Source organism: Bradyrhizobium sp. Ken51, assembly GCF_055807435.1.
On sequence record NZ_JBVVPB010000006.1, the window covers coordinates 106,843 to 132,588 of the forward strand.

General features: G+C 64.1%; 24 protein-coding genes and 1 pseudogene. 12 read left to right on the forward strand and 13 right to left on the reverse strand.

All coding sequences use genetic code 11. The features are described from left to right. Positions 1 to 72: 72 nt before the first annotated feature. Positions 73 to 552 (reverse strand): PaaI family thioesterase, encoded by a 480-nt coding sequence (locus tag AC0L27_RS13185; RefSeq protein ID WP_275170072.1) that lies wholly within the window; start codon positions 550 to 552, stop codon positions 73 to 75. Positions 553 to 735: 183 nt separating this feature from the next. Here AC0L27_RS13185 and purL point away from each other — a divergent pair, with 183 nt between their 5' ends. Next, positions 736 to 2,946 carry a phosphoribosylformylglycinamidine synthase subunit PurL gene (purL, locus tag AC0L27_RS13190; RefSeq protein ID WP_354208495.1) on the forward strand — a complete coding sequence of 737 codons (2,211 nt, stop codon included), beginning with the start codon at positions 736 to 738 and terminating at the stop codon, positions 2,944 to 2,946. A gap of 121 nt (positions 2,947 to 3,067) precedes the next feature. Here purL and AC0L27_RS13195 read toward each other — a convergent pair whose 3' ends face one another. After that, the gene (locus AC0L27_RS13195) at positions 3,068 to 4,246 is read right to left on the reverse strand and encodes an acyltransferase family protein (RefSeq protein WP_354254872.1); all 1,179 of its coding nucleotides are present in this window, start codon (positions 4,244 to 4,246) and stop codon (positions 3,068 to 3,070) included. 188 nt (positions 4,247 to 4,434) lie between these two features. On the opposite strand from AC0L27_RS13195, the gene AC0L27_RS13200 reads away from it, so the two are divergent. Further along, the gene (locus tag AC0L27_RS13200) at positions 4,435 to 4,608 is read left to right on the forward strand and encodes a DUF1328 domain-containing protein (protein ID WP_007602280.1); all 174 of its coding nucleotides are present in this window, start codon (positions 4,435 to 4,437) and stop codon (positions 4,606 to 4,608) included. 161 nt (positions 4,609 to 4,769) lie between these two features. Here AC0L27_RS13200 and AC0L27_RS13205 read toward each other — a convergent pair whose 3' ends face one another. After that, positions 4,770 to 5,129 (reverse strand): DUF427 domain-containing protein, encoded by a 360-nt coding sequence (locus tag AC0L27_RS13205; protein ID WP_473319395.1) that lies wholly within the window; start codon positions 5,127 to 5,129, stop codon positions 4,770 to 4,772. A gap of 210 nt (positions 5,130 to 5,339) precedes the next feature. Here AC0L27_RS13205 and AC0L27_RS13210 point away from each other — a divergent pair, with 210 nt between their 5' ends. Together AC0L27_RS13210 and AC0L27_RS13215 are read left to right on the forward strand one after the other, a co-directional pair. Further along, on the forward strand, positions 5,340 to 5,576 hold the full coding sequence (locus tag AC0L27_RS13210) for a BolA family protein (protein ID WP_018316584.1): 237 nt from the start codon (positions 5,340 to 5,342) through the stop codon (positions 5,574 to 5,576). Between the two features lie 24 nt (positions 5,577 to 5,600). Continuing rightward, a complete protein-coding gene (locus tag AC0L27_RS13215) occupies positions 5,601 to 6,794 on the forward strand; it encodes a low temperature requirement protein A (protein WP_354208672.1) in 1,194 nt (397 codons plus the stop codon). Positions 6,795 to 6,819: 25 nt separating this feature from the next. Here AC0L27_RS13215 and egtD read toward each other — a convergent pair whose 3' ends face one another. Both egtD and egtB read right to left on the reverse strand, forming a co-directional pair. Continuing rightward, a complete protein-coding gene (gene egtD, locus AC0L27_RS13220) occupies positions 6,820 to 7,791 on the reverse strand; it encodes an L-histidine N(alpha)-methyltransferase (RefSeq protein WP_354208496.1) in 972 nt (323 codons plus the stop codon). Positions 7,792 to 7,843: 52 nt separating this feature from the next. Further along, complete coding sequence (egtB, locus tag AC0L27_RS13225) at positions 7,844 to 9,136, reverse strand: ergothioneine biosynthesis protein EgtB (RefSeq protein WP_354254858.1); 1,293 nt, start codon at positions 9,134 to 9,136, stop codon at positions 7,844 to 7,846. A gap of 241 nt (positions 9,137 to 9,377) precedes the next feature. On the opposite strand from egtB, the gene grxD reads away from it, so the two are divergent. Genes grxD through AC0L27_RS13245 form a run of 4 tightly spaced genes read left to right on the forward strand, consistent with a single transcriptional unit; the run spans position 9,378 to position 12,856 of the window. Then, entirely contained in the window at positions 9,378 to 9,704 is a 327-nt protein-coding gene (gene grxD, locus AC0L27_RS13230) for a Grx4 family monothiol glutaredoxin (RefSeq protein WP_063995769.1), read from the forward strand. Positions 9,705 to 9,707: 3 nt separating this feature from the next. Next, positions 9,708 to 10,259 carry an O-acetyl-ADP-ribose deacetylase gene (locus AC0L27_RS13235; protein ID WP_354254859.1) on the forward strand — a complete coding sequence of 184 codons (552 nt, stop codon included), beginning with the start codon at positions 9,708 to 9,710 and terminating at the stop codon, positions 10,257 to 10,259. A gap of 46 nt (positions 10,260 to 10,305) precedes the next feature. Next, a complete protein-coding gene (locus AC0L27_RS13240) occupies positions 10,306 to 11,592 on the forward strand; it encodes a serine hydrolase domain-containing protein (RefSeq protein WP_354208499.1) in 1,287 nt (428 codons plus the stop codon). Position 11,593: 1 nt separating this feature from the next. Next, positions 11,594 to 12,856, forward strand: coding sequence for a serine hydrolase domain-containing protein (locus AC0L27_RS13245; RefSeq protein ID WP_354208500.1), 1,263 nt, complete (start codon positions 11,594 to 11,596; stop codon positions 12,854 to 12,856). 114 nt (positions 12,857 to 12,970) lie between these two features. Here AC0L27_RS13245 and AC0L27_RS13250 read toward each other — a convergent pair whose 3' ends face one another. From AC0L27_RS13250 to murI, 6 genes are all read right to left on the reverse strand, one after another. Beyond that, entirely contained in the window at positions 12,971 to 14,038 is a 1,068-nt protein-coding gene (locus tag AC0L27_RS13250) for a threonine aldolase family protein (protein WP_473319399.1), read from the reverse strand. A gap of 88 nt (positions 14,039 to 14,126) precedes the next feature. Beyond that, positions 14,127 to 14,744 (reverse strand): 30S ribosomal protein S4, encoded by a 618-nt coding sequence (gene rpsD / locus AC0L27_RS13255; protein WP_007612106.1) that lies wholly within the window; start codon positions 14,742 to 14,744, stop codon positions 14,127 to 14,129. A 196-nt stretch (positions 14,745 to 14,940) separates the two neighbouring features. After that, the gene (locus AC0L27_RS13260) at positions 14,941 to 15,708 is read right to left on the reverse strand and encodes an acyltransferase (RefSeq protein WP_354058271.1); all 768 of its coding nucleotides are present in this window, start codon (positions 15,706 to 15,708) and stop codon (positions 14,941 to 14,943) included. A gap of 105 nt (positions 15,709 to 15,813) precedes the next feature. Continuing rightward, entirely contained in the window at positions 15,814 to 16,197 is a 384-nt protein-coding gene (locus tag AC0L27_RS13265; RefSeq protein WP_354208502.1) for a cupin domain-containing protein, read from the reverse strand. Between the two features lie 74 nt (positions 16,198 to 16,271). Further along, a complete protein-coding gene (locus AC0L27_RS13270; RefSeq protein ID WP_354208503.1) occupies positions 16,272 to 17,045 on the reverse strand; it encodes an HpcH/HpaI aldolase family protein in 774 nt (257 codons plus the stop codon). A 61-nt stretch (positions 17,046 to 17,106) separates the two neighbouring features. Further along, positions 17,107 to 17,904 carry a glutamate racemase gene (gene murI / locus AC0L27_RS13275; protein ID WP_354208504.1) on the reverse strand — a complete coding sequence of 266 codons (798 nt, stop codon included), beginning with the start codon at positions 17,902 to 17,904 and terminating at the stop codon, positions 17,107 to 17,109. Positions 17,905 to 18,078: 174 nt separating this feature from the next. On the opposite strand from murI, the gene AC0L27_RS13280 reads away from it, so the two are divergent. Together AC0L27_RS13280 and AC0L27_RS13285 are read left to right on the forward strand one after the other, a co-directional pair. Next, positions 18,079 to 18,627 (forward strand): cytochrome b, encoded by a 549-nt coding sequence (locus AC0L27_RS13280; RefSeq protein WP_354208505.1) that lies wholly within the window; start codon positions 18,079 to 18,081, stop codon positions 18,625 to 18,627. Between the two features lie 66 nt (positions 18,628 to 18,693). Next, positions 18,694 to 19,334 (forward strand): annotated as a pseudogene (locus tag AC0L27_RS13285) (glutathione S-transferase family protein). A gap of 18 nt (positions 19,335 to 19,352) precedes the next feature. On the opposite strand, the gene AC0L27_RS13290 reads toward AC0L27_RS13285, so the two are convergent. Both AC0L27_RS13290 and AC0L27_RS13295 read right to left on the reverse strand, forming a co-directional pair. Then, complete coding sequence (locus tag AC0L27_RS13290) at positions 19,353 to 20,159, reverse strand: Crp/Fnr family transcriptional regulator (protein WP_275170088.1); 807 nt, start codon at positions 20,157 to 20,159, stop codon at positions 19,353 to 19,355. A 276-nt stretch (positions 20,160 to 20,435) separates the two neighbouring features. Then, positions 20,436 to 21,533, reverse strand: a complete 1,098-nt coding sequence (locus AC0L27_RS13295; RefSeq protein ID WP_354208507.1) for a SecDF P1 head subdomain-containing protein — start codon at positions 21,531 to 21,533, stop codon at positions 20,436 to 20,438. 267 nt (positions 21,534 to 21,800) lie between these two features. On the opposite strand from AC0L27_RS13295, the gene AC0L27_RS13300 reads away from it, so the two are divergent. Beyond that, on the forward strand, positions 21,801 to 23,708 hold the full coding sequence (locus AC0L27_RS13300; RefSeq protein ID WP_354208508.1) for an acyl-CoA synthetase: 1,908 nt from the start codon (positions 21,801 to 21,803) through the stop codon (positions 23,706 to 23,708). A gap of 165 nt (positions 23,709 to 23,873) precedes the next feature. Next, positions 23,874 to 25,721, forward strand: coding sequence for a caspase family protein (locus AC0L27_RS13305; RefSeq protein WP_354254860.1), 1,848 nt, complete (start codon positions 23,874 to 23,876; stop codon positions 25,719 to 25,721). Positions 25,722 to 25,746 lie beyond the last annotated feature (25 nt).

A 25,746-nucleotide genomic window follows, 5' to 3' on the forward strand; every position in this document is an offset into this window, starting at 1 on the left:
GATGTTGCTCCCCGGCGCGACAGCGCTGGACACAAGTCTGGGCGAGGGGGCGCCAAAAGGGAAGGCGGCGAGCTATGCGTTTGGCTGCAGTGCCGGCTTCCGCTTCACCCGCTTGATCGTGCCGGAGAATGTGAACAGGGGCCGCCCGCCTGACGTCAGCTTGCCGCGCAGGAAGATCAGCGAGCCCCCGGCGCGGGAGACTTCGCCGACGCATTCGATCAGCTCGCCTTCGCGCGCCGCATCGAGGAAGTCGCAGGCGAAATTGGTGGTCACGGCCGGCCCATCCAGTTCGTGGGTGGCGATCGCGAACAGGCAATAGTCGGAAAATGCCATGAAGCAGCCGCCATGGACGTTTCCGGAGCCGTTGAGGTGCTTCTTCTCGACCCGGAACGCCGAGCGGACGCTGCCGTCGTCCTCGATCTTGTGCCAGAACGGGCCGATATGGCTCTCAAAACTGTCGCGAATCCAGGTCCGCCAGCCCTGGAATTCCCCGTCGGTGGCGACGTGGAGGTCGGGGCGGCGAGGCGGGGGCGCTTTGGTCAATTCATGCAAGGAAATGGGCCTTCAATTGCGGGTCTTTTGCCCTTAAATCCGATCTGCCCGTGCTGTGCAATTCCTGTTCCCGCAGCCCCCGGCCGCAAAACGTGGGACAGCGGGAAAATGCGCCATAAAGGGCTTTTCCAAGCCGTCCGATGTTCCTAAGAACGGCCTACCGCCGTCGAAAGCCTCGAATCCATGAAGAACGAACCAAAGATCACCCCCGAGCTGATTGCCGCCCACGGGCTCAAGCCCGATGAATATGAGCGCATCCTGAAGCTGATCGGGCGGGAGCCGACCTTCACCGAGCTCGGCATCTTCTCGGCGATGTGGAACGAGCACTGCTCGTACAAATCCTCGCGCCTCCATCTGAAGGGCCTCCCGACCAAGGCGCCTTGGGTGATCCAGGGCCCGGGCGAGAATGCCGGCGTGATCGACATCGGCGACGGCCAGGCCGTGGTCTTCAAGATGGAGAGCCACAACCACCCAAGCTATATCGAGCCGTACCAGGGTGCGACCACCGGCGTCGGCGGCATCTTGCGCGACGTCTTCACGATGGGCGCGCGGCCGATCGCCTGCCTCAACGCGCTGAGCTTCGGCGCACCGGAGCATGCCAGGACGCGGCACCTCGTCTCGGGTGTCGTCGCCGGCGTCGGCGGCTATGGCAACTCTTTCGGCGTGCCGACGGTCGGCGGCCAGGTCCGCTTCCACACCCGCTATGACGGCAACATCCTCGTCAACGCAATGGCGGTCGGCCTCGCCGATACCGACAAGATCTTCTATGCGGCCGCCTCCGGCGTGAACATGCCGATCGTCTATCTCGGCTCCAAGACCGGCCGCGACGGTATCCACGGCGCTTCGATGGCCTCGGCCGAGTTCGACGACAAATCCGAGGAGAAGCGTCCGACCGTGCAGGTCGGCGATCCCTTCGCCGAGAAGCTGCTGTTGGAGGCTTGTCTCGAGATCATGGAAAGGGGCTGCGTCATCGCGATCCAGGACATGGGCGCGGCGGGGCTGACGTGTTCGGCGGTCGAGATGGGCGCCAAAGGCGACCTCGGCGTCGACCTCGATCTCGATGCGGTGCCGACCCGCGAGATCGGGATGAGCGCCTACGAGATGATGCTCTCGGAGAGCCAGGAGCGCATGCTCATGGTGCTCAAGCCCGAGAAGGAGAAAGAGGCCGAGGCGATCTTCAAGAAGTGGGGCCTCGATTTCGCCGTGGTCGGCTACACCACGCCGAGCAAGCGCTTTGTGGTCAAGCATGGCGGTGACGTCATGGCCGATTTGCCGATCAAGGAGCTCGGCGATGAGGCGCCGCTCTATGACCGCCCGCATGTCCCCTCCGCCGCCTTGACGGTCGTGCATGCGCGCGAGGTGCCGGCTCCGATGGGTCTCGGTGCCGCGCTCGAAAAGCTGATCGGCACGCCCGATATGTGCAGCAAGCGCTGGGTCTGGGAGCAGTACGACCACGTCATTCTCGGCAACACCATGCAGCGCCCCGGCGGCGATGCCGCCGTGGTGCGCGTGCAGGACGGTCCGAAGGGCCTGGCGCTGACCGTCGACGTGACGCCGCGCTATTGCGAGGCCGATCCGTATCAGGGTGGCATGCAGGCGGTGGCGGAAGCCTGGCGCAACATCACCGCGGTCGGCGGCAAGCCGCTCGCGATCACCGACAATCTCAATTTCGGCAATCCAGAGCGGCCCGAGATCATGGGCCAGTTCGTCGGCTGCCTGAAGGGCATCTCGGAAGCCTGCCGCACGCTCGACTTCCCGGTCGTGTCCGGCAACGTCTCGCTCTACAACGAGACCAATGGCCGCGCGATCCTGCCGACGCCCTCGATCGGCGGCGTCGGCCTGCTCGACGATTTCACCAAGTCGGCCTCGCTCGCCTTCAAGGCGGAGCGCGAGGCGATCCTCCTGATCGGCGAGACTCACGGCTGGCTCGGCCAGTCGGTTTACTTGCGCGACATCTGCGGTCGCGAGGAGGGTGCGCCCCCGCCGGTCGACCTCGCGGCGGAGAAGCGCAACGGCGATTGCGTCCGCGGCATGATCCATGCGGGCACCGCGACCGCCGTGCACGATCTCTCCGACGGCGGCCTGCTGATCGCGCTTGCCGAGATGGCGATGGCGAGCGGCATCGGCGCAAAACTGCTCGCCGCGCCGACCGCGCTGGTGCCTCAGGCCTATTGGTTCGGCGAGGACCAGGCACGCTATCTCGTCACTGTGCCTGAGACCGAGGCCGGCCGCGTGCTCGCCAAGATGCGCGGCTGCGAGGTGCCCTGCGTGCGGATCGGCACCACCGGCGGCGACGCCGTCGCGATCGCGGGCGAGGCGCCTGTAACGATCGACGCGCTGCGGACCTCCTTCGAGCGCTGGCTGCCGGAGTATATGGGCGGCAAGGCGGCGTAAGGCGCTTCCCCGAACTCCGTCATTGCGAGCGCAGCGAAGCAATCCAGAGCCTCACCGCCGAGGCACTCTGGATTGCTCGTCGCAAGAGCTCCTCGCAATGACGAATGGAAAGAGCTCGGCCTCACAGCACGTGCGAGGCCCCCGGAATCTTCCGCAAGCCCGCCGTCAGTCCCCAGCTCAAGATCACCGTGAGCACGAAGCCGATCGTGGCCTTCACGATCGCCGGCCACCCGTAGTCGTACAGCGCGTACTGGATCCACAACGCGATCGGGTAGTGCACCAGGAAGATGCCGTAGGCATCCGCCTGCATGCGGTCGAGCAGGTTCGGGCCCGGCGACTTCTGGTGCAGGAAGAAGGCGAGGATCGCGAGCAGGATTCCGGCCGAAAACAGCACGAACAACGTGCCGTAGATCGCCTGGTACCAGTGCGGCTGCGGGTCTGGATTGCCCAGAACTTCGCGCTTGATGTAGATCATGCCCCACATCAGGCAGTAGGGGATCAGCGTGGCGAGCACCCACAGCCAGCGCTGTTTCGGCAACTGGCCGCCGGCGCTGAGGATACCGCGATCGAAATTCGCAGCTCCAACACTGACGCCGATGAAGAAATAGGCGAAGTAGAGCAGGACGCGGCTCGCCTGCACCGAAAACGGCCCGAACTCGAACCATTTGCTGCCGCCGAAATAGAGCAGCGCCGGCACGTAGGCGATTGTCGCGACGATCACGAGCAGCAGCCAGAATACGGCCGGCTGGTCGAATCCGCGCAGCGACACGCGGTTGCCGGGATCGACCAGATGCGCGGAGACCCGGTAGAGCAGGCTCGCGGTCAGATCGAACGCCAGCAGCACCCACACGAACCAGATCGGGCCGCTGGGCCACGGGCCGACCGTGATCGTCTTCCACCAGAACGCCGTGAAGCCCAGGCCCGGATCGTGCCGCAGCGCGATTGCGTAATAGGCGAGCGGGATGACCGTGAACGCCGCGATCGCGAACGGCAGCCCGAGCCGTAACAGGCGGTCACGGAGAAAGACCGACGGCGCCTTGCGCGCGATGCCCGGCCAGGTGAACAGTCCTGACAGGAAGAAGAACATGGCCATGAAGAAGCTGTCGGTGGCCAGCACGACGATGTCGAAACCGGCCCAGAAGGCCGGATCGGTGTGACCGAAATAGGTGTAGGGAATGACGGCGTGGTGCAGCAGCACCACCAGCGTGAGGAAGGTGCGGGCACGATCGAGCGACAGGTTGCGCGCCTTGGCCCTCGGCGCCGCGTGCACCTCTGCCCCGATCGTCGCTGAATGTGACATCGTCATCGTGGCCGCCCCGGTCGCGCTTCTATCCCCGCCGGACTTTGCCGCCGGGAACCGGATTCAGCAAGGGTCGTTTGACACGTCTGCAGGTCCCGACACCCTAGGAACCAGTTCCCTGCGACGAAGTTAGCGTTCGCCAAAAGGGCTTGAGGCCGTGGCAAGGCGGTACAATTTCGGAGCTGGCGATGACGATCCTGAAATGGGCGCTGATCTTCTTACTGGTCTCGATCGTGGCCGGCGTGCTCGGCTTCACCGGCATCTCGGCCGCTTCCGCCGACATCGCCCGCTTCCTGTTCTATGTGTTCGTCGCGATTTTCCTGGTGCTGCTGATCCTGGGGCTCACGATCTTCAGGGCGTAGCGGGGCTCGCGTCAGCCATCGCTGCCGTCATGGCCGGGCTCGTCCCGGCCATCCAGGCCATCCGCGCATGACCAAGAACGTGGATGCCCGGGCCTTCGCCTCGCCGAAGCGGCTTTGGCCGCGCAGGCGGGACAAGCCCGGGCATGACGAACTCTCAGCGGCTACCCCACTTCCTCGATCTTCACCTTGTCCGGGTAGAAGGCGAGGTGACCGGAAATCTCCGTCATCGCGGGGAAGGGCGCCTCATAGGTCCAGATCGCGTTGTCCAGCGTCTGGCCGTCGGCCTTGACGCTGTAATAGCTCGCATCCCCCTTGTAGGGGCAATGGGTGACGCGGTCGGTGCGCTCCAGCAGCGCCATGTTAGCGTCCTGTCGCGGCACATATTGCACCGCCGGATATTTCGCCTCTTTCAGCGTCAGCGCCTTGCTGGTCTCGGCGATCACGATATCGCCGGCCGTGACGCGGACGCGTCGGGGATTTGGGGTGATGGTGATGGGGTGGTCGGGCCCTGGAAGCTTCATGATTTGATGCCTTTTCGATCAGTCTGCCGCGCGCGGCACTTTGTCGTGGCTTTATCGCAATGGGATCACGGATATAGTGCCTCAAGGCGTGACGTAGAAGGCCGTTCACGCTAAGTTTGGCCCCGCCGGCAAGATCGGCTTTGCGGATCCGGACCCCGGCAGCGATTCGACGACAAGGCTGATTGCAGCCGAGACAGGAGCACGACCCGAATGCCAATGGACGCCCACGATATCGAGGCGATGATCAAGGCGGCGATCCCCGATGCCGAGGTGACCATCCGTGACCTCGCCGGGGACGGCGATCACTATGCCGCGACCGTGATCTCGGAATCCTTCCGCGGCAAGTCCCGCGTCCAGCAGCACCAGATCGTCTATCAGTCCCTGCGCGGCCAGATGGGCGGCGTGCTGCATGCCCTGGCGCTGCAAACAGGCGTCCCGGGCGCTTGATCTGATCGTGACGGGGGGATGACGATGGCTGCGGACAATCCGCGCGGCGCGATGTTCCGCGTCATCCTGCCGAACCAGCACAGCCGCGTCACCAATGCAGAGCTGTTCTTCGACCTGGTTTTCGTTTTCGCGATCACGCAGGTCTCGCACACGCTGCTGCACCATTTTACGCCGCTCGGTGCGGTGCACGTCGCGGTGCTGTTTCTCGCGGTATGGTGGGTGTGGGTCTACACCGCCTGGGTCACCAACTGGCTCGATCCCGAGCTGACGCCGGTCCGGATCCTGCTCTTCCTGATGATGCTGGGCGGCCTCGTGCTGTCGACGACGATCCCGACCGCGTTCGAGGGCCGGGGCCTGTGGTTTGCGATCGCCTACGCAACGATGCAGGTCGGGCGCACGGCCTTCTGGATGTTTGCAACGCCGCGGCATCGAATGGCGGTCCGGCACAATGCGATCCGCATCCTGACGTGGCTCTCGGTCTCCGCGATCTTCTGGATCCTCGGCGGCCTCGCCCATGACGAGGCGCGGCTATGGTTCTGGATCGGGGCGTTGTCGATCGAATACGTCTCGCCGGCGGTGCGCTTCTGGGTCCCGAAGCTGGGCTTCTCGTCGGTCGAGGCTTGGGCGGTCGAAGGCGGCCACATGGCCGAGCGCTGCTCGCTCTTCGTCATCATCGCGCTTGGCGAGGCCGTCGTCGTCAACGGCGCGACCTTTGCCGAGCTGGACTGGACCGCGGACAACATTTCGGCCTTCGTCTCCGCGCTGGTCGGCGCCATCGCGATGTGGTGGGTCTATTTCCACAAGGGCGCCGAGGCCGGCGCCGAGCGCATCTCGAAATCCGCCGAATCCGGTCGGTTGGCGCGGCTCGCCTATACCTATCTGCACATGCCGATCGTCGCCGGCATCATCCTGACCGCGGTCTCCGACGAGCTGGTGCTGAAGCATCCGGTCGGCCATTCCGATATCAGGACCATCGTCAGCACGATCGGCGGTCCCTTGCTGTTCCTGGTCGGCACCATCCTGTTCAAGCACGCGATCCGGGGCTTCCTCCAGCTCTCGCACGGGATTGGCATCATCCTGCTTCTGGTGCTGTCGTGGTTCGCCGCGGAGCTCTCGCCGCTATGGCTGTCGGTCGCCGCGACAGTGATCATGATCGTTGTCGCGGTATGGGAGTCGGTCTCGCTGGGATCGACGCCGGAAGAGGCCGAAGAGCATTGAGCCGGCGCCAATTGGCCCGGAGCCGTTACTCCGCCGCCTCCAGCGCGTGCACCGAGAACATCTTCGCCGCATCCGTCCAGCTCTCGCGCACTTTCCAGCCGGCGCCTTGCGCCAGCGCGGCAAAACGCTCGAGGCTGTATTTGTAGCTGTTCTCGGTGTGGATGCTCTCGCCCGCGCGGAACGAGAAGCTGGTGCCGAGCAGGCGCACGGTCTGGCTCTTTTTGCTGATCAGGTGCATCTCGATGCGGTGCCGCTCGCGATTGTAGATCGCGCGGTGGGTGAAGGCGGAGAGGTCGAAATTGCCGCCGAGCTCGCGATTGATCCGCACCAGCACATTGAGGTTGAAACGTGCGGTGACGCCGGCGGCATCATTATAGGCGTCGTGGAGCAGGCGCTCCTCCTTCTCGAGGTCGGCGCCGATGATCATCTGCGCACCCCGGCCCAGAATAGCGCGCGCGCTCTTCAGGAAGGCCTGCGCTTCATGCGGCTCGAAATTGCCGATGGTGGAGCCCGGGAAGAATCCGACCTTGGGCATGGTCGCCACTGCCTTGGGAAGCTCAAAGGGCGTGGTGAAGTCGGCCGCCACCGGGTAGATGCCGAGTGATGGAAAATCCCGCTTCAGGCCGTTCGCCTGCGCCTTCAGGAAATCGCCGGAGATGTCGACAGGCACATAGGCCGCGAACTTGCAGTGGTTGAGCAGCAGCCGGACCTTTGTGGTCGCGCCCGCGCCGAACTCCACGAGAGCCGCGTGCTCCGGAATGATTTTCGCGATCTCGCTGCCGCGCTCCTTCAGGATCGCAAGCTCCGTGCGCGTCGGGTAATATTCCGGCAGCCGTGTGATCGCTTCGAACAATTCCGATCCGGCCGCATCGTAGAAATATTTCGGCGACAGTTTTTTCGGCTGCTGCGAGAGGTCCCCGATGGCCTCGCGGGCAAAGGCGGTGGTCTGCTCGTCGGGAAGATGGGCTTCGGCCAAGGCGCTGGCGTGCACATTCATGATACTCTCCTGAACGCGCTGTCCGGCGCGCATTTGTCGTCGGATGAGAATTTTACTCGTAGTCGGCGAGCCGCAGTCCCGTGAATTGCCAGCGGTGGTGCGGATAAAAGAAGTTGCGATAGGTGATACGGCTGTGCCCTTCCGGGGTTGCAAGCGAAGAGCCGCGCAGCACCAGCTGGTTGACCATGAACTTGCCATTGTATTCGCCGAGGGCGCCTTCGATGGCGCGATAGCCGGGGTAGGGCGAATACGAGCTGCGGGTCCACTGCCAGGCGATGCCGAAGGCATCGTTGAGCTGGCCGGCGCGAGCCGCGACCTCCCACTCCATCTCGGTCGGCAGATGTTTTCCCGCCCAGCGCGCGAAGGCGTCGGCCTCGTAATAGCTGACGTGGCAGACCGGCGCGTCGGGATCGACCGGCTTGAGGCCGGCCAGCGTCATCACATGCCATTGGCCGTCGATCTCGCGCCAATGGCCGGGGGCGTCCCAGCCCTCGTTGTTCACGGCCGCAAAACCGTCCATCAGCCACAGCGTTGCGGTCCGGTAGCCGCCGTCGCGCATGAAGGCGAGCCATTCGCCATTGGTGACGAGATTGCGTGCGAGCTTGACCGGGCCGACGAGGGCACGATGGGCCGGCTTCTCGTTGTCGAAATGAAAACTGTCGTCGACATGACCGACGGTGTGGATGCCTTCGTTCAGCCTCAGCCAATCGTCGCCGGCCGGCGCCGCGGTCGGGAAGCGCCAGTCCGGATCATAGGCCGGCGGGATCGGATTCTGCGCGAAGGCGTGCAGGATGTCGGTGACCATCAACTCCTGATGCTGCTGCTCGTGGTTGAGGCCGACCTCGACCAGTGGCGCGATCTCGCGAAGCTTGTCCTCGCCCGCGTCGCCGAAGAATTTCACGACGGCAGCGTCGACATGTTTTCGATAGGCGCCGACCTGATCGGCGCTCGGACGGGTGATATCGCCGCGGTGATTGCGGGAATGGCGCGGGCCGGCGCTGACGTAATAGGAATTGAACAGGAAGGCGAAGTCGGGATGAAAGGGCTGGTAGCCCGCACAGTGCTCGCCGAGCACGAACTGCTCCCAGAACCAGGTGGTGTGCGCCCGGTGCCATTTCGTCGGGCTCGCGTCCGGCATGGACTGGATCTGCTGGTCCTCCGGCGACAGCGGCGCGGCCCGGCGCTCGGTCTCGTCGCGGACGGCGAGAAACGCGTCTTCCAGCCTCTGGGCAAGGCCGCCCAAATCGGCCGACGGTGACGGGGCGGGGGCCGTAGCGGAGCCTTGTTTCGTCACGTTTTTCTCCAGACAGGACAAGAGAACGTTGTTGGCGTTGTCGGGTTCCAAAACGCCGGGTTCGTCCTAGATAGGGGCTCCGTGACGGTATGAAAGTCCTCCCCGGCGATGATATTCGTGCCATCATGCAATGGGCCGCTGCTGCCGAGAGCGGTCCGCCCAGGGGCCGCTCGCCGCCATTTTACTTTGGATGCACAACGGTTTGGGCTACATATATGGGGAGGGATCGGGTTAAATCGGCTGAGCCAGCCCGAAGCAATTGGAGTGGGCTCCGCCCCATAAGGACACGGATATGAGCATCGAGGAATTCATCGCTAACGAAGTGAAGTCGAACGACGTGGTTCTGTTCATGAAGGGTACGCCGCAATTTCCGCAGTGCGGGTTCTCCGGCCAGGTCGTCCAGATCCTCGACCACATCGGCGTCGGTTATAAGGGCCTCAACGTTCTCGAATCCGCCGAACTGCGCAACGGCATCAAGGACTTTTCGAACTGGCCGACCATTCCGCAGCTCTATGTGAAGGGCGAGTTCGTCGGCGGCTGCGACATTGTCCGCGAGATGTTCCAGGCCGGTGAGTTGCAGCAGCTCTTCTCCGAAAAGGGCGTCGCTGTCGCGGCCTGATACGTGACCGGGCTGACGCGCCGGATCGGAGGCGCGGAGCTCAAGGTCATTGTTGCTGACATCACCACGCTGAGCGTTGACGCCATCGTCAACGCGGCCAACACGTCGCTCCTGGGTGGGGGCGGCGTCGATGGTGCGATCCATGACGCTGCCGGTCCCGAGCTTCTAGCCGAGTGCCGGAAGCTTGGAGGATGCCCGACCGGCGATGCCAAGATCACACGGGGCTACCTTCTCCCTGCGCGTCATGTGATCCATGCAGTCGGTCCGGTCTGGCACGGCGGCACTCGTGGTGAGGCTGAGGCGCTGCGCTCCTGCTACCGCCGTGCGCTTGAGCTCTGTGAGGCTAATCAGCTGACCTCCGTGGCGTTCTCCGCGATTTCGACCGGGGTTTACGGCTTTCCGGCCGACCAGGCCGCGACGATTGCGGTCCATGCGACCATTGAAGCCCTGCCGACCGCGCCGCTGGTCGTCGAGGTCATATTTTGTTGTTTCTCGGAAAAGAGCGCGGTTCTGCACGCGGACGCTTTGGCGCGGCACAGCAGCCCTTGTGCCTGATGGCGCTGCCGGTACACTCCGCCGGGCCATGTTCCGGGGAGGGGATATGATTTCACAGTCTGGACTGCGTGCGCTGGTCTGCGCCGCGCTTGTGTCGTTGGGTACGATGTCGTTCGCGCGGGCGGAGGGCACCTACGAGATTCCGGCCGGCGCGCATTTCAACAAGGACAAGCTCGCCAGGATCACCGAGTTATTCAAGAACGAGGTCGCGACCGGCAAGATCGCCGGCGCAAACGTGCTCATCAAGCAACATGGCAAGCCGGTCTACCACGAAGTCTTCGGCGTGCAGGACGTAGTCAGTAAGGCGCCGATCACCGACAAGACGATCTTCCGCCTGTTCTCGATGAGCAAGGCGATCGCTTCCGTGGTCGCAGTGAAGTTGATCGAGGAAGGTACGATCAAGCTCGACGATCCCGTCTCGAAATACATTCCGTCCTTCGCCAACGTGAAAGTCGGCGTCGAGAAGAAGGCCGAGGACGGCACCAAATCGCTCGAGCTCGTGCCGCCGAACCGGCCGATGACGGTGCACGATTTGATGACGCACACCTCGGGCGTCACCTACGGCTTCTACGGCGACAGTCTGGTCCGCAAGGCCTATCGCGAGGCCAACATCTATGCCGGCGATTTCGACCTCGCGGAGTTCGCCGAGCGCATCGCAAGACTGCCGCTGCACAACCAGCCGGGCGCGCTGTGGCAATACGGCCATTCCACCGATATCCTGGCCCGGGTCATGGAAGTCGCGGCCGGCAAGCCGCTCATCGAGATCGAACGGGAGAAGCTGCTCGATCCGCTCGGCATGGTCGATACCGGCTTCTTCGTCACCGATCCCGAGAAGCAGAAGCTGCTGGCGCAGCCGGTGCCGAACGACAGCGATTTCCGGGTCGGACGGATCAACGATCCGACGGTCGCCAAGAAAATCCAGTTTGCCAGCGGCGGTATGGTTACGACCATGGCGGATTATGAGCGCTTTACGCAGATGCTGCTCAACGGCGGCAGCCTCGACGGCAAGACGATTCTCAAGCCCGAGACGTTCAAGCTGATGGCGACCGACCAGATCGGACCCAAGTCGGGTGTCGATCGCGATTATTTCTACTTCCCCGGCGATGGTTTCGGCTTCGGTCTCGGACTTGCGGTCCGCACCGATCCCGGCAACGCAAAACCGCCGCCGCCCGGCGATCTCGGCGAATTGAAATGGGACGGCGCCTCCGGCTGCTATTTCGTGATCGACCCCAAGCAGGACATGTTCTTCGTGCTGCTGGAGCAGACCCCGACCGAGCGCCAGCGCGTGCAGCGAACATTGAAGCAGCTGGTTTATGAAGCGATGGAGAATTGACATGGTCGGGCGCCGCGCATTGATCGCGGCGCTCGTCCTTCTCGCCGGCGGCATCGTTGCAAAGGCAGGCTCGGAGAGACCTGAGGTTCGCACGCTCTCGCCCGCGGGGCTGGCGAAGGTTTCCGACTACATCCGCAACGAGGTCGCCACCGGCAAGATCCCCGGCGCCATCCTGCTGCTTCAGCAGCACGGCAAGCCGGTGTATTACCAGAATTTCGGCGTCCGCGACGTCGCGACCGAACTCTCGATGAGCGCAGACACGATCTTCCGCCTCTACTCGATGTCGAAGCCGATCACCTCCGTGATGGCGATGATGCTGGTCGAGGAGGGCAGGCTTTCGCTCGACGATCCCGCCTCGAAATACATTCCGGCCTTTTCCGGCATAAAGGTCGGTATCGAGAAAAAGGCCGAGGACGGCAAAGTCGCCCTGGCGCTGGAGCCGCTGGAGCGACCAATCACGATCAAGGATCTGCTGCGCCACACCTCAGGGCTGCCTTACGGCTATTACGGCGGCGGTATGGTGCGCGAGCTCTATGCGGACGCCAATCTCTTCAACAGCAATCTGACCAACGCCGAATTCGTCGCCAAGATCGCCACGCTGCCGCTGGTCGAGCAGCCCGGCACGGTGTGGGACTACGGCTATTCCACCGACGTGCTCGGCCGCATCGTCGAAATCATCACGGGAAAGACGCTGCTGCAGTTCGAGAAGGAGCGGCTGCTCGATCCGCTCGGCATGACCGAGACGGCTTTCTTCGTCGCCGATCCCGCCAAATTCCCGCGCATCGCCGAGCCGATACCGGAGGATCGCTACATCAATCCATCGACGCAGCTCCGCGACATCAGGCGGCCGGCGACATGGGAATCGGGCGGCGGCGGCATGGTCGGTACCGTCGGCGACTACGCCCGCTTCGCCCAGATGCTGCTCAACGGCGGCACGTATGAGGGCCGGCGCTATCTCAAGCCAGAGACCATCGCGCTGATGGCCTCGGATCATATCGGGTCGGAGACGAAGATCGCGCGCGACCAGAACTATTATCCGGGCGGATCTTCCGGCTTCGGTCTTGGCTTCGCCGTGCGCACCTCGGTTCCCCCTGGAACGGCGTGGCCGCTCGGCGAATATCGCTGGGACGGCGTCGGCGGCACGTTCTTCTTCATCGATCCCGAGGACGATCTGTTCGGAATCTTCATGGTGCAGACCCCGACGCAGCGCGGCCGGATTCAACTGGCACTGAAGACGCTGATCTACCAGGCGATGGGGCGGTAGCCTTTTCGTCTAGCCCCGCTGTGGTAGCCCGGATGGAGCGAAGCGCAATCCGGACCGCTGCCGATGTCGCCCCGGATTTCGCTGCGCTCCATCCGGGCTACGGGGCTACAGGACTTACGCTCCGCGCGCGATCTCGCGCACGTAGCCGATCGTCTCCTCGATCTGGCTCGCATTGACGTCGAGATGCGTGCAGGCGCGAATGCGGCCGTCCATCATCGCAAGCGTCACGCCGCGCTGGCGCAGTGCCGCGACCATCTTGTCGCCGGGAATGCCGGCTCCATCGGGCTTGAAGAACACCAGGTTGGTCTCGGGCTCCTGCACTTCGACGCCAGGGATCTGCGACAGACCGCGGGCGAGCGCGCGCGCGTTGGCGTGATCGTCGGCGAGCCGGTCGACGTGATGGTCGAGCGCGTAGATGCAGGCCGCCGCGCAAATTCCGGCCTGCCGCATCGAGCCGCCGAGCCGCTGCTTCCACTGCCAGACCGCATCGATGAAGGCGCGCGATCCCGCCAGCACACCGCCGATCGGCGCGCCCAAGCCTTTCGAGAAGTCGATCCAGGCCGAATCCCACCCCGTGGTCATGTCACGCGGGGAGATGCCGCTCGCGACAGTGGCGTTGAGCAGACGCGCGCCGTCCATGTGAGTGACGAGGCCATGTTGTTTCGCGATCGCGACGATCTCGTCGAGCGCGGCTTTCTTCCAGATTGTGCCGCCGCCGATATTGGCGGTCTGCTCGACGCTGACCACCGTCTGCGGCGGCTGATAGCGGGTGCGTGGATGCAGCGCTTTGCGGAACGTCTCCGGCGTGAACTGGCCGTCGGGTCCCTTCAGCTGCGTGACCTGGAAGCCGCCGATCGCAGCATGCGCGCCGCCTTCGCGCGCGATAATGTGGGCGCTCTCATGCGCGAGGATCTCGTCCCCGGGACGGCAATGCACCAGCGTCGCGGTGACGTTGCACATCGTGCCGGAGGGCATGTACACGGCGGCTTCCTTGCCGAGCAACTCGGCGACGCGCTCGCATAGCGCGTTCACGGTCGGATCATCGCCGACCTGCTCGTCGCCGACCTCCGCGCGCGCCATCGCCTCGCGCATCGCAGGTGTCGGCTTTGTCTGCGTGTCCGAGAGCAGATTGATGCGCACCGGCGGCGCCTTGGGGTCGATCGGGGGAGGGGTGTAGAGCATGCGACGCCTCCTGAAGGCAAACGGCCAATGAAGTGTGGCTCTTAAGCAAAAAGGCCCCGGCGAACCGGGGCCTTTCGATATTCAGATCTTAGCGCGAATAGAATTCGACGACCAGATGCGGCTCCATCTGCACCGGGAACGGCACGTCCGAGAGGTGCGGGATGCGAATATATTTGGCGGTCATCTTGCCGTGGTCGACTTCGAGATAGTCGGGGGTGTCACGCTCGGAGAGCTGGCTGGCTTCGAGGACGTGGGCGAGCTGCTTGGAGGCTTCCTTGACCTCGATCACGTCGCCGATCTTGACCAGATAGCTCGAGATGTTGACCTTGCGGCCGTTCACCTTGACGTGGCCGTGGTTGATGAACTGGCGCGCGGCGAAGATCGTCGAGACGAACTTGGCGCGGTACACAACCGCGTCGAGACGGCGCTCGAGCAGGCCGATCAGGTTCTCGCCGGTATCACCCTTGAGGCGGCTGGCCTCGACATAGATGCTGTGGAACTGACGCTCGGAGATGTTGGCGTAATAGCCCTTCAGCTTCTGCTTGGCGCGCAGCTGCACGCCGAAGTCGGAGAGCTTACCCTTGCGGCGCTGGCCGTGCTGGCCGGGGCCGTATTCGCGGCGGTTCACGGGGCTCTTCGGGCGGCCCCAGATGTTCTGGCCCATACGGCGATCGAGCTTGTACTTCGCCTCACTGCGCTTAGTCATCGCGTCCTCTTCAGGTACATGGTTTGAGGAAACGCGCCCTCCTGTGTGACGGGCTAGGCCGGCACTGACAGGTCCGATCCCAAAGCTTGAGGGACAGGACCACGGGTCGCGAAACGCATCGCGGGCCGAAATCGGCCCGCGAGCAAGCGGCTTTTAGGAGGATTTGGGGCTCGCTGTCAATGCGAATGGCCCGGAATCACGTCCCGACTGCCCGGATCGGCTTCGACCCGGCCGCCCGTAATTCGGCAGCAATTTCAGTGTTCAGGACCTGTTCCAGCCGGGTCAGGACCCGGGCGATCGGGGCGGCGTCGGTCACCCGGTGATCCCAGCGAATCACGACATGGATGGTCTGGTCGGGCCCGACCACCCCATAGCTGACGATGAAGGGGCCGGGCGTGATGGGGTGAAGCTCGCCGCCGCCATAGGCTGCCACCGAGCTCACCGCGAAGCTGCCGAACCAATTGCCGCGCTGCCGGCCGAATTTCAGCCCGATAGCCCAGGACAGCCGCCGCAGCGGCAGCGGCAGGCGGGTCACCCGCATGATCTTGCGGAACATGGGAATTTCGTCGATCGGGGCGGTCTTGGCGCGCCGGATCTCGGCGTCGACCGCAGCCAGCGTCATGGCCTCGGGAGCCACGATTCGCTGCGGGATCACGCATTCCTCGCCGCCCTCGACCCGGGCAATGGCCACCGACGCGACGCTCTTCGGCAGCTCGTAGAGCGACGGCCAGGGCCATTTGGCATAGACGGTACGCAGGACCGGCTCGTCCCTGGCGACGAGGGCAAAAGCCTTGACGAACATGGCCGCCCAGCCGGCTGGCGCCATCGCGCCCGCGCGGGCCTCCAGCAGGCGGCCGATATCGAGCGAACGGGACAGGGACACGAAGGGCACGCCCATCGAGGCGTGCATGAGGTCGACAATCAGGCGACGCGGCAGCGAAATGGTCTTGGACGTCCCGCGCATCGCTCTTTGGTTTCCCCTGATTAAAGTTTGTGCAGCGAGCGGAGTTCCCGCCCGCCGCCTGCTCTAGCACGAACCAACCCGCGTGGGGCCGGTCGGTTCGCCGCATCAGGGCGCCGGCGAGGCCAGCGGCTTGGTCTTGTCGACGACGTAAACTCCGAGCACTTTCATAGCCTTGTCGCCGTGGGCTTTGGCGTCATGCACGACACCTGCCGGGATCTGGTAGGAATCGCCGGCCTTCAGCGTCTTTTCCGGCTGCCCGTCGATGAGGAGATTGAGCTCGCCTTCGAGCACGTAGCCGGTCTCGATGCCAGGATGGGTATGGCGACCGGCCGCGCCGCCCGCCGGGACTTCCGCGATGGCCGTGATGGTGTTGTAGCCATCCGGAAATTCGACCTTCTGGAGCGGGGTGCGCTTGATGCCGGGCTGCTGGGCGAAGGCGGCAACGGCAAGGCCGGTGAAGGCAAGAGCGAGCAAAGTCTTTTTGAACATGGTTTTTCCTCCCTGGAACGACCGACCCTAGCAGCGCGGTGGTTCCCGGCAAAACTCCCGGCAAGACTCAATGGCTAGCCCTTGATTCCGTCGAACGCCGCCATGATGCCGCGCTGGAACAACGACCAGTCGAAGCCGAGCGCGATCGCGCGGTAGCCGCGGTCGACCAGAGCGTTGGCCTGGTCTGCGGTACGCGCCACGCCGCCAATCGGCACGCCGCTTCTGAGGATGCCCGCCTCGGCCCGCGCCACCAGCTCCAGCAATTCCGGATCGTCCATCTGGCCGCGCTTGTTGATGGAGGTGGCGAGATCGCCGGGGCCGATCACAGCGACGTCGATGCCGGGCGTCGCCATGATCTCGTCGATGCGGTTGACGGCGTCGACGTGCTCGATCGTGATCATGCAGATCATCTCGTCATCCGCGCTCGCCATATAGTCCGGCATCGACTGGCCCCAGCGGAATGGCGCATGGAACGGACCCCAGAGCCGATCGCCGCGTGGCGGATAGCGCACGCTGCGCACCGCTTTCTCAGCCTCCGCGCGATTGGTGATCATCGGGAAATTGATGCCGAAGGCGCCGATGTCCATCGGTGCCTTCGCAAGCCATGGCTCGTTCGCCGCGATCCGCACCAGCGGCGTGCACGGTGTGCCGGTGGTGGCCGCGATCATCGCATGTGCTTCGGTCAGTCCAATCGGGCCGTGCTCGAGATCGACGATGATCCAGTCGAGCGAGCGCGCCATGATCTGCACGGTCTGCACGCTCGGGATCGTCGCGATCGCACCGAAGGCGGGGCGACCCTCGCGCCAGAGCTGGCGGAGACGGTTGAGCGGCGTTGCGGAGACCGACATGGGAAGAACCTGCAGGAAACGACGACGGCGGAGCCTAGCAGCGCGCCGTCGAGGCGCAAGGTCAGGCTGGAATGCGGCCGCCGAAGAACGGCATCAGCACGGCCGAAAGGCCATGCACGCGGTTCGAGGTGAAGATCATCTCGGCGCCGGATTGCGCGATACCATCGGTGTGCGGGCCGAGCAGATCCGAGACGCGGCGGGCGATCGCGGGCGCCGGATCGATCCAGTCGACCGGCCAGGGGGCCAGCTTTCTCAGCCGGTCGAGCAGCAGCGGGTAATGCGTGCAGGCGAGCACCACGGTGTCGGTGCGTGCGCCTGCGTCGCCGGCATCGCCGACGAAACACGGGGCGAGCTCGGCGAGGATGGCGTCGTCGCTGACGGGAGAGCCGTTGAGCTCTGCTTCGGCCAGCGCCGCCAGCTCGGGCGAACCGACCAGTGTCACCTCGCAGCCTTGCGCGAAATCGCGGATCAGCGCCTTGGTGTATTCGCGCTTCACCGTGCCCTTGGTGCCGAGCACCGACACCCGCCGGCTCCTCGACTGCGCGCAGGCTGGCTTGATCGCCGGCACCGTGCCGACGAAGGGCAGGGAATAAGCGGCGCGCAGATGCGATAGGACCAAGGTGGACGCCGTGTTGCAGGCGATGACGACGAGGTCAGGATCGTGCGTGCCGATCAATTCCCCCATCAGCGGCACCACGCGGGCGATGATCGCGTCCTCGCTGTGGTGGCCGTAGGGGAAGAAGGCGTCATCCGCGACGTAGACGTAATGCGCATCGGAGCGCGCGGCCACGACCTCACGCAGGACCGTGAGCCCGCCAAGGCCGGAATCGAACACCAGAATCGTCGGGGAATTGGTCACGTGATCACTCTAGCCCGACATGGTTACCATTCGGTTTTTGGGGCGGTTTTGCGGCAGGGGCGCTTAAGGCTAATTTGCAGCGATTCGATTTCGCGATTGCCGCATGGGTTCCGGTATCAGCTGCCGTACTGCGGTGCGGATAGGGACAGGCCCGCAAAACTCCGGAGAGCCGACATGATCAGAAATACCAGTCACGGCTGGGGCAGCATTTCCCGATGGCTGCACTGGAGTCTGGCGCTGACCATCATCGGCATGATCGGCTTCGGGTGGTGGATGAACCACATCCCGGCGCGTCCCGACCGCTTCTTCTACCGCTCGATCCACGCCGATATCGGCTATGTGATCCTGCTGCTCACCGTGCTGCGCCTGGTGTGGCGCCTCGTCAACCCGACACCGACCATGCCGGCCGAGACCTCGCGCTGGCAGAAGGTCGCGGCCCATATCAGTCACGGCGCGCTCTACCTCGCCGTCATCGTGGTCACCATGTTCGGCTGGGCACATTCCGGTGCGCACGCACCTGATTATTCGGACTTCTTCGGCCTGTTTCACGTGCCGCAATTCACCGCTCCCGACCGCGCGGCGGCGGGCGCCTATGAAGACCGCCACATTCTCTTTGCCTATGTGCTGCTCGCCTTGATCGCGGTTCACGTGATCGCCGCCCTCTGGCACCATTTCATCCGCCGCGACCGCGTGGTAGCGCGGATGGTGACGGACGAGGCGTAGTCGCAACCGCACCTGTGCGTTCTCGTGGCACATCCTATGTTCTGCTTCATGTCTTCAGGAGGCCTCATGCTCACCGTCCATCATCTAGGCAAGTCGCAGTCCGAGCGAATCGTCTGGCTGTGCGAGGAGCTGGGAATTCCCTACGAGCTGAAGCGCTATACGCGCGATCCCGTCACGATGCTGGCTCCGGCCGAGTACAAGGCGCTGCATCCGGCTGGTACGGCGCCTGTGATCACCGACGGCGAGCTGGTGCTCGCGGAATCCGGCGCTGTCGTCGACTACATCGTTGCAAAATATGGCAACGGAGGACTCGTGCTCGGTCCCACTGATCCCGCCTTCGCGCAATTTCTGTATTGGCTTCATTTCGCCAATGGCACCCTGCAACCCGGCATAGACGAATGATGATCCTGAGCCGGCTCGATCTCGCCAAGGACAATCCGACCCTGCTCGCGATGAAGGGGCGTCTCGATCGGGCCTACGATCTACTCGACGCAAGGCTTCGCGAGGCTGAATATCTTGCGGGCAGCGCCTTCACGACTGCCGACATCATGACGGTGTTCTCACTCACCACCATGCGCTACTTCCAGCCCTACGATCTCCAGCGCTGTCCGAACGTGGTCGAATATCTCGGCCGCATCAGTGCGCGGACGGCCTATCGACGTGCGATGGAGAAGGGCGATCCGGGCATGGCGTTGCTGCTGAGCTGAGCGGCGACGCGCACTCGATCACGCGATCCTGTTCGTGGTGGCCGCCCGCTCGGACGCCAGCTGATTCTGCAACCGATCGATGTTCTGCAGCAGGCGCTGGCTGGTCAGCACCAGGAAGTAATAGCCGAACTGCGGATCCTGGAAGTAGATCTCGAGCAACCGGTCATAGGTAATCGTCAACACCTGCCCGTCTTCGATGCATTCAATCGTTCCGGTGCGCCGGTTGCCCGGCGTGAGGAAGCCGAGCTCACCCATCAGCGCGCCCGGCATGATCTCGATATTGATCTCCTTGACCAGGAACTTACCGGTGACCGTGAGGAGCATCTCCTTGGCTGGATCGCCGAGTTTGAAGAGCGTGTCGCCGCGGCGATATTTGCGTTCGGTCATGAACGGCTTGAGCCATTCGATCGACATGTCGCCTTCGGCCGCATGGCGCGCCTTCTTGACGAGTTTGAGCATCTGCCGCAGGCGCAAGGCGTTGATGGGTAGCAGCAGGAGATAGAGCAGGAAGGTCGAGACGTTGGCGGAGAGCGCGCCGAAGACGGCGAAGAACGCGCAGCCGATCATGTTGGCGACGCGCAGCGGCACCATCGTCCGCATCAGGAGGGTGGCGACGAAGAAGCCGGCGCCCACCGCGGCGAACATATTGGCCAGCGTGATGTTCTGGACGAAGATCTCCAGCATCCGATTGAAGATCGAATCGTAGGTGACGTTGTTCGGATCGAGGCCCATCTGGACCAGGATCTTCGCGATCCTGAGGTTATCCGTCGCCGCCTCGAGGATGCGGTCGAGGATCGACGAAATGTCTGCGCTGCCGGACGGCATGGTACTATCCCCGCGTAAGGCCTTCAGTCACGGTCGTATTCTCGACACCTATAGCCGAAATCGAACGACGACCGCTTGATGAAGCTTTCGGCCGCCGTGCCGCAAGAGGCAAATTTTAGCCTGATCGGGCGTTTCGGCAATTGCCTGTTTGACGGTGTGTATGGCCGTGGCGCGCCCGCGATTCGGGGTCCACCGGGTACGAGCCTCTGTGTGGTGGATCTCGGCTGCCGACGGGGCGGGGCGGGACCAGGCGTGGGCGTGGGGCGAGCCCCCGCCTTAGGGTTTGGCGGCGGGCTGCACGACCTGCTGCTCGACCAGGCCGAGGTGCCCGGGCAGCGAACCGGCGCGCAGCAGCATGGCGACGCTGTTTGCTTCCTCCAGGGTGAAATTGCCGGAGATCTGGCCCGAGCCGCCGGTGATGGGCTCGCGGATCACGGGGGCGGAGATCACCTTGCCGTCGAGCACGATGGCGAAGGGCTTTGCGATATTCTCCTCGGTGATGTGGGCAAAGCGCCGCGTGCCGCGGCCATTGAAGCGGAACGAGGCGATCGGCTCTTTCGTGGCACTCGCAAACCCAGGGCCCGCATAGCTGATGTCGTCGCCGTCGAGCGCGCTGTCCTTGGCGACCAGATAAAGGCTCTTGTCCTTGAAGCCGGGCAGGACTTCCGTGCCCGCCGGCGGCGTGCCGGATTGCGCATGCTCAGGCTGCATCGAGAGGTCGATCAGGCGGAAGCCGACCTTGACCCTTCGGGCGAAGACTGTGGTGACGCGCTCGGGCTCCATCACCCCGGGCAGGAAGATGCGGATGCGGTCGGTCCCATCGGGCTGGACGCTGGCGAGCTGGACGCCGGCCTCCTTCAGACGCTGCTCGATCATGGCGATGGAATCTTCGACGAGCTCGTGCAGCCGCGCGGCGGATGCTGCATCGGTCGGCGCGAGCCTGACCATTCCGTCGCTGCCGTTGGTCACGGCGAGTGCATGCGACGGCAATCCTTCCGCGGCTGACGCGAGCTTGCGTGCAAGCTGCTCGCGGCCCTTGACGTCGGCGATCTTCAACTCGACGCCGCCGTCGCGGATCGTAAGACCGGAGAAGGCGATCTTGCCCTCGCGCAGGGTCTTGTAGACGTCGTCGCGCAAATCCGTGACGACGCTCTCGCGCAGGCCATCGGTGTCCACCTTGTAGACGATGCGCGATCCGCCGAGCTTCTCCATCTTGTCGCTGATGAAGGCCGAGATCTTGGCGCGCATCTTGTCGATCTGGCCGTCCTCGGCGTGGGCCGCGCGGGGCAGAGCGAACGCCGGTGTCAAGATCGCCGCTGTCACGGCGAACGCGATGAACAGCCGGGTGGCGCAATCCCGCGGGGGCGTAGTCATGATCACCTCAAGTCTTGCGGCAGGACGCTGGCAACGGCTGGCAAGCATGCTGGCATGTGAGTCCGATGCCAGTTCTTGGTCCCCGGATCGGCCGCACAGGTTCAAAGGCTTTGCCGGAGCCCCATCGTCGCCGACGTTAGGTCATGGACGAACGCCAAATCATCGATCATTCTGCCCGTGCTCGGCCGGCCATCGGTCGAGGCCCGCGGGCCCAAAAAGTCAAAAGACAGGGCGTGGGGACATGCATCTGAGGGAGAACGGAATTCCATGGCGGGCATCCATGCGCTCGATCGGTTCATCGGCAACGACTATCCGGAGCTGGCAACGGACGCGGAGGTTCGAGCCTTCGAGCAAGTCCCTTACGCCGATCGCGTCGCGGCCGAGAGCACTTACGACGCCATCAGGCTGGGTGCGGCCCGTAACCCCGACGGGCCGGCGCTCCAGTTCCTGCAAAACGCCGATCCGGCCGACACGCCGGTCGTGGTCACGTACCGCGACTTCATCGCGCGCGTCACGCAGGCCGCCAACATGTTTCACGCGCTTGGTGTCGAGAAGGGCGACGTCGTCAGCTTCATGCTGCCGCTGGTGCCGGACGCCTTTGTAACGCTGTTCGGCGCAGAGGCCGCCGGCATCGCCAATCCCGTCAATCCGCTCCTGGAGCCGCACCAGATCGCGGAGATTCTGGAAGCGGCGAACACAAAAGTCCTGGTGGCGCTCGGGCCGATGCCGGGCACAGACATCTGGCAGAAAGTCGAGCAGATCAAGCCGCAGCTCAAGCATCTCAAGGCGATCGTACAGGTGTTCGGTGGCGGTGACCCGGGGAAGGGAGTCTTTGCCTTCAGCGACCTGATCAAGCAGCAGCCTTCGGACCGCCTTATCAGCGGGCGCAAGATTCTGGGCAACGACATCGCCGCCTATTTCCACACCGGTGGCACCACCGGCACGCCAAAGCTGGTGCGGCACACGCATGCCAACCAAGTCTATCAGGCCTGGGCGCTCAATCTGCTGCTGAAGTCGAAGCCGGGCGCCAACATGCTGTTCGGCATGCCGCTGTTTCACGTCGGGGGCTCGTTGACGCAGGTGCTGACGACGCTGTCGGCCGGCGGTTCGCTGGTAGTGCTGTCGCCGAGCGGATGGCGCAATCCGAGTGCGGTCAAGAACATCTGGCAGCTGGTCGAGCGCTTCAAGCCGGAGGCGCTGTCGAGCGTGCCGACGGTACTCGCCGCAACACTCGCGGTGCCGCCTGGCAACGCCGACATCTCCAGCCTGAAATATGCAGCCGGTGGCGGCTCGGCGATCCCGGTCGCGGTGGGGTCTGCGATCCAGGACAAGCTCAAATTGCCGGTCGTCGAGGTCTACGGCATGACCGAGACCTCGAGCGTGCACACGCTGGCCTATCCGTCACGGCCGATCCGGCTTGGTTCGGTCGGCCTTCCGATGCCTTACGCGCGCGGGCGCATCGTGCAGCTCGATGCCGATGGCCACCTGATCCGCGACTGCGCGCCGGACGAGATCGGCGTCGTCATCATGGCCGGGCCCGGCGTGTTCGGCGGCTATCTCAACGACGAACACAACAAGGGCGCCTTCGTCGACGAGGTCTGGGTCAATTCCGGCGATCTCGGCCGGCTCGATGCCGACGGCTATCTCTGGATTACCGGCCGCGCCAAGGATCTCGTGATCCGCGGCGGCCACAACATCGATCCGGCGCCGATCGAGGAGATCATGTTCCGCCATCCTGCCGTCGGCTTTGCCGCAGTGGTCGGTCAACCCGACGCCTATGCCGGCGAGCTGCCGGTGGGCTACGTGCAGCTGAAGCCGGGGGCGATCGTCGAACCGGGCGAGCTGGAGACATGGGTGCGCGAGCGTACGCCGGAGCGCGCGGCTGTCCCGGTGCAGGTCATCCCGATCGACCCGATGCCGGTGACGGGCGTCGGCAAAGTGTTCAAGCCGCAGCTGCGCTGGGACGCAGCCCAGCGCGTGTTTACGAAGGTGCTGACGCCGCTCGCCGAGCGCGGCATCGACTGCAAGGTCAGGGTCGGCGCTCACGGCAGCCACGGTTCGATCGCCACTGTGACGCTGGCGGGCCTGCCGGCGGATCAGCGCGAGGCGGTTGCGAGCGAGGTGCGCGCACTGCTTGCACCGTTCGTGATGCGCCACGAGGTGGTGCAAATGTAACGGACCCGACGGGCGGCTTTGGCGTCAGCCGAAAGCAGAGCGACGCTTCGCCGCATTATCCATCCCCCCGATAGAGCCCCTTATGTGACAAGTATCACATAGGAAGAATTGGTAATTGAGCGATGGTCCGAATAGTCTCGTGGAATTGCATCCGGGGGGACGCAAGTGATTCCGTTTCGGATATTTGCTTTGTTGATTTTGGCCATTGGCCTCGCCTGCGGACCGGCCCATGCGGACCGGCGGGTTGCGCTTGTCATCGGCAATTCCGCGTACAAGAGCGCGCCCAAGCTCGGCAATCCCGTCAACGACGCCACTCTGGTTGGCGGCATGTTCAAGAAGGCGGGATTTGATTCCGTCGACGTCAGGCTGGATCTCAGTGCCAGCGAGATGCGGCGCATGTTGCGTGAGTTCGCCGGCAGGACCCGCGATGCGGACATGGCGGTGATCTATTACGCCGGCCACGGCATCGAGCTGGAAGGCACCAACTATCTCATTCCGATCGACGCGACGCTGGAGACCGATGGCGACGTGCTCGACGAAACCATCCCGGTCGAGCGCGCGCTGTTCGCGGTCGAGCCGGCCAAGCAGCTGCGCCTGATCATCCTGGACGCCTGCCGCGACAACCCGTTTTCCAAGACCATGAAGCGGACGCTGGCCTCGCGCGCGATCGGACGCGGGCTTGCCAAGGTCGAGCCGACCAGCCCCAACACCATGATTGCGTTCGCGGCAAAGGCCGGTTCGACCGCGTCTGACGGCGATTCCAGGAACAGCCCGTTCGCCGTCGCTTTGGTCGAGCACCTTCCGAAGCCGGGCCTCGACCTGCGCAAGGCGTTCGGCTTCGTGCGCGACGACGTGCTCAAGAGCACCGGCTACAAGCAGGAGCCCTATGTCTATGGCTCCCTCGGCGGCGACGATGTGCCGCTGGTCGCGACCAAGCCTGCCGCGACCGGTCCGCAGGCCAATCCGCAGGATTCTATTCGCAGGGATTACGAACTCGCGCTGCAGCTTGCCACGCGCGACGGCTGGGAGGCCTTCCTGGCGCAATATCCCGAAGGTTTCTACGCCAATCTGGCCAAGGGCCAGATGAACAAGATCGCCGCTGAAGAGACGCGCGCGTCGGCCGAGCAAAAAGCGAATGCGGCCGAGCAGCAGAAGGCAAGGCTCATTGCCGAACGCGCCCAGAAGGCCGAGCAGGACAAGGCGGCCGCGGCCGCCAAGGCTGCCGAAGAGGCCCGGATCGCGGCCGAGAAGCAGAAGCAAATCGAGCAGGCGAAGGCGGACGCAGCGGAGCACCAGCGCAAGCTGGCCGAGGCTGCCGCAGCGAAAGCACAGGCAGAGAAGCAGGCCGCGGAGAGGGCCAAGGCCGAGCTTGCCGCCAAGCAGGCCGCAGAGAAGGCGGAGCAGGCTGCAAAGCCTGTGGCCGATCGGCAGATTCCTGAGGTCGAGCAAAAAGTTGCAGCCCTTTCACCGGCGCCGGCATCCACATTGTCGGCGGCTGATCTGACAAAATCCGTGCAGAGTGAATTGCGCCGCGTTGGCTGTCTGTCCGCCACCGCCGACGGCGACTGGAGCGCCGCCTCGCAGCGCTCGTTGACACTGTTCAACAAATATGCCGGTACACAGTTCGACGCCAAGCTCGCCAGCGTCGACGCGCTCGATGCGCTGAAAGCGAAGCCAGGCCGGGTTTGTCCGCTGGTTTGCAATTTCGGCTTCAAGGCGGATGGTGATCAATGCGCGAAGATCACCTGTCGCGCCGGCTATCGCGTCGGTGACGACAACGAGTGCGAAAAGATTCAGGAGAAGAAGCCGGTCGCCACGCGTGAGGATTCGCGGAGGCGGGATACGGACCGGAAGGACACAGAGTCCACGCCATCGAAGCCGCAAGCATCTGGGCAGATATTTTGCAATGCCGCTGGCTGCCGCCCTGTCGGCAAGGGATGCAGAATAGAACGCGCCAGCACCTCTGATGCGAGCTCAGTGATGTCTGGCCGGACGAAGGAAGTGTGCAATTAGGGTATCTCCTGAGTGGCCGCATAGG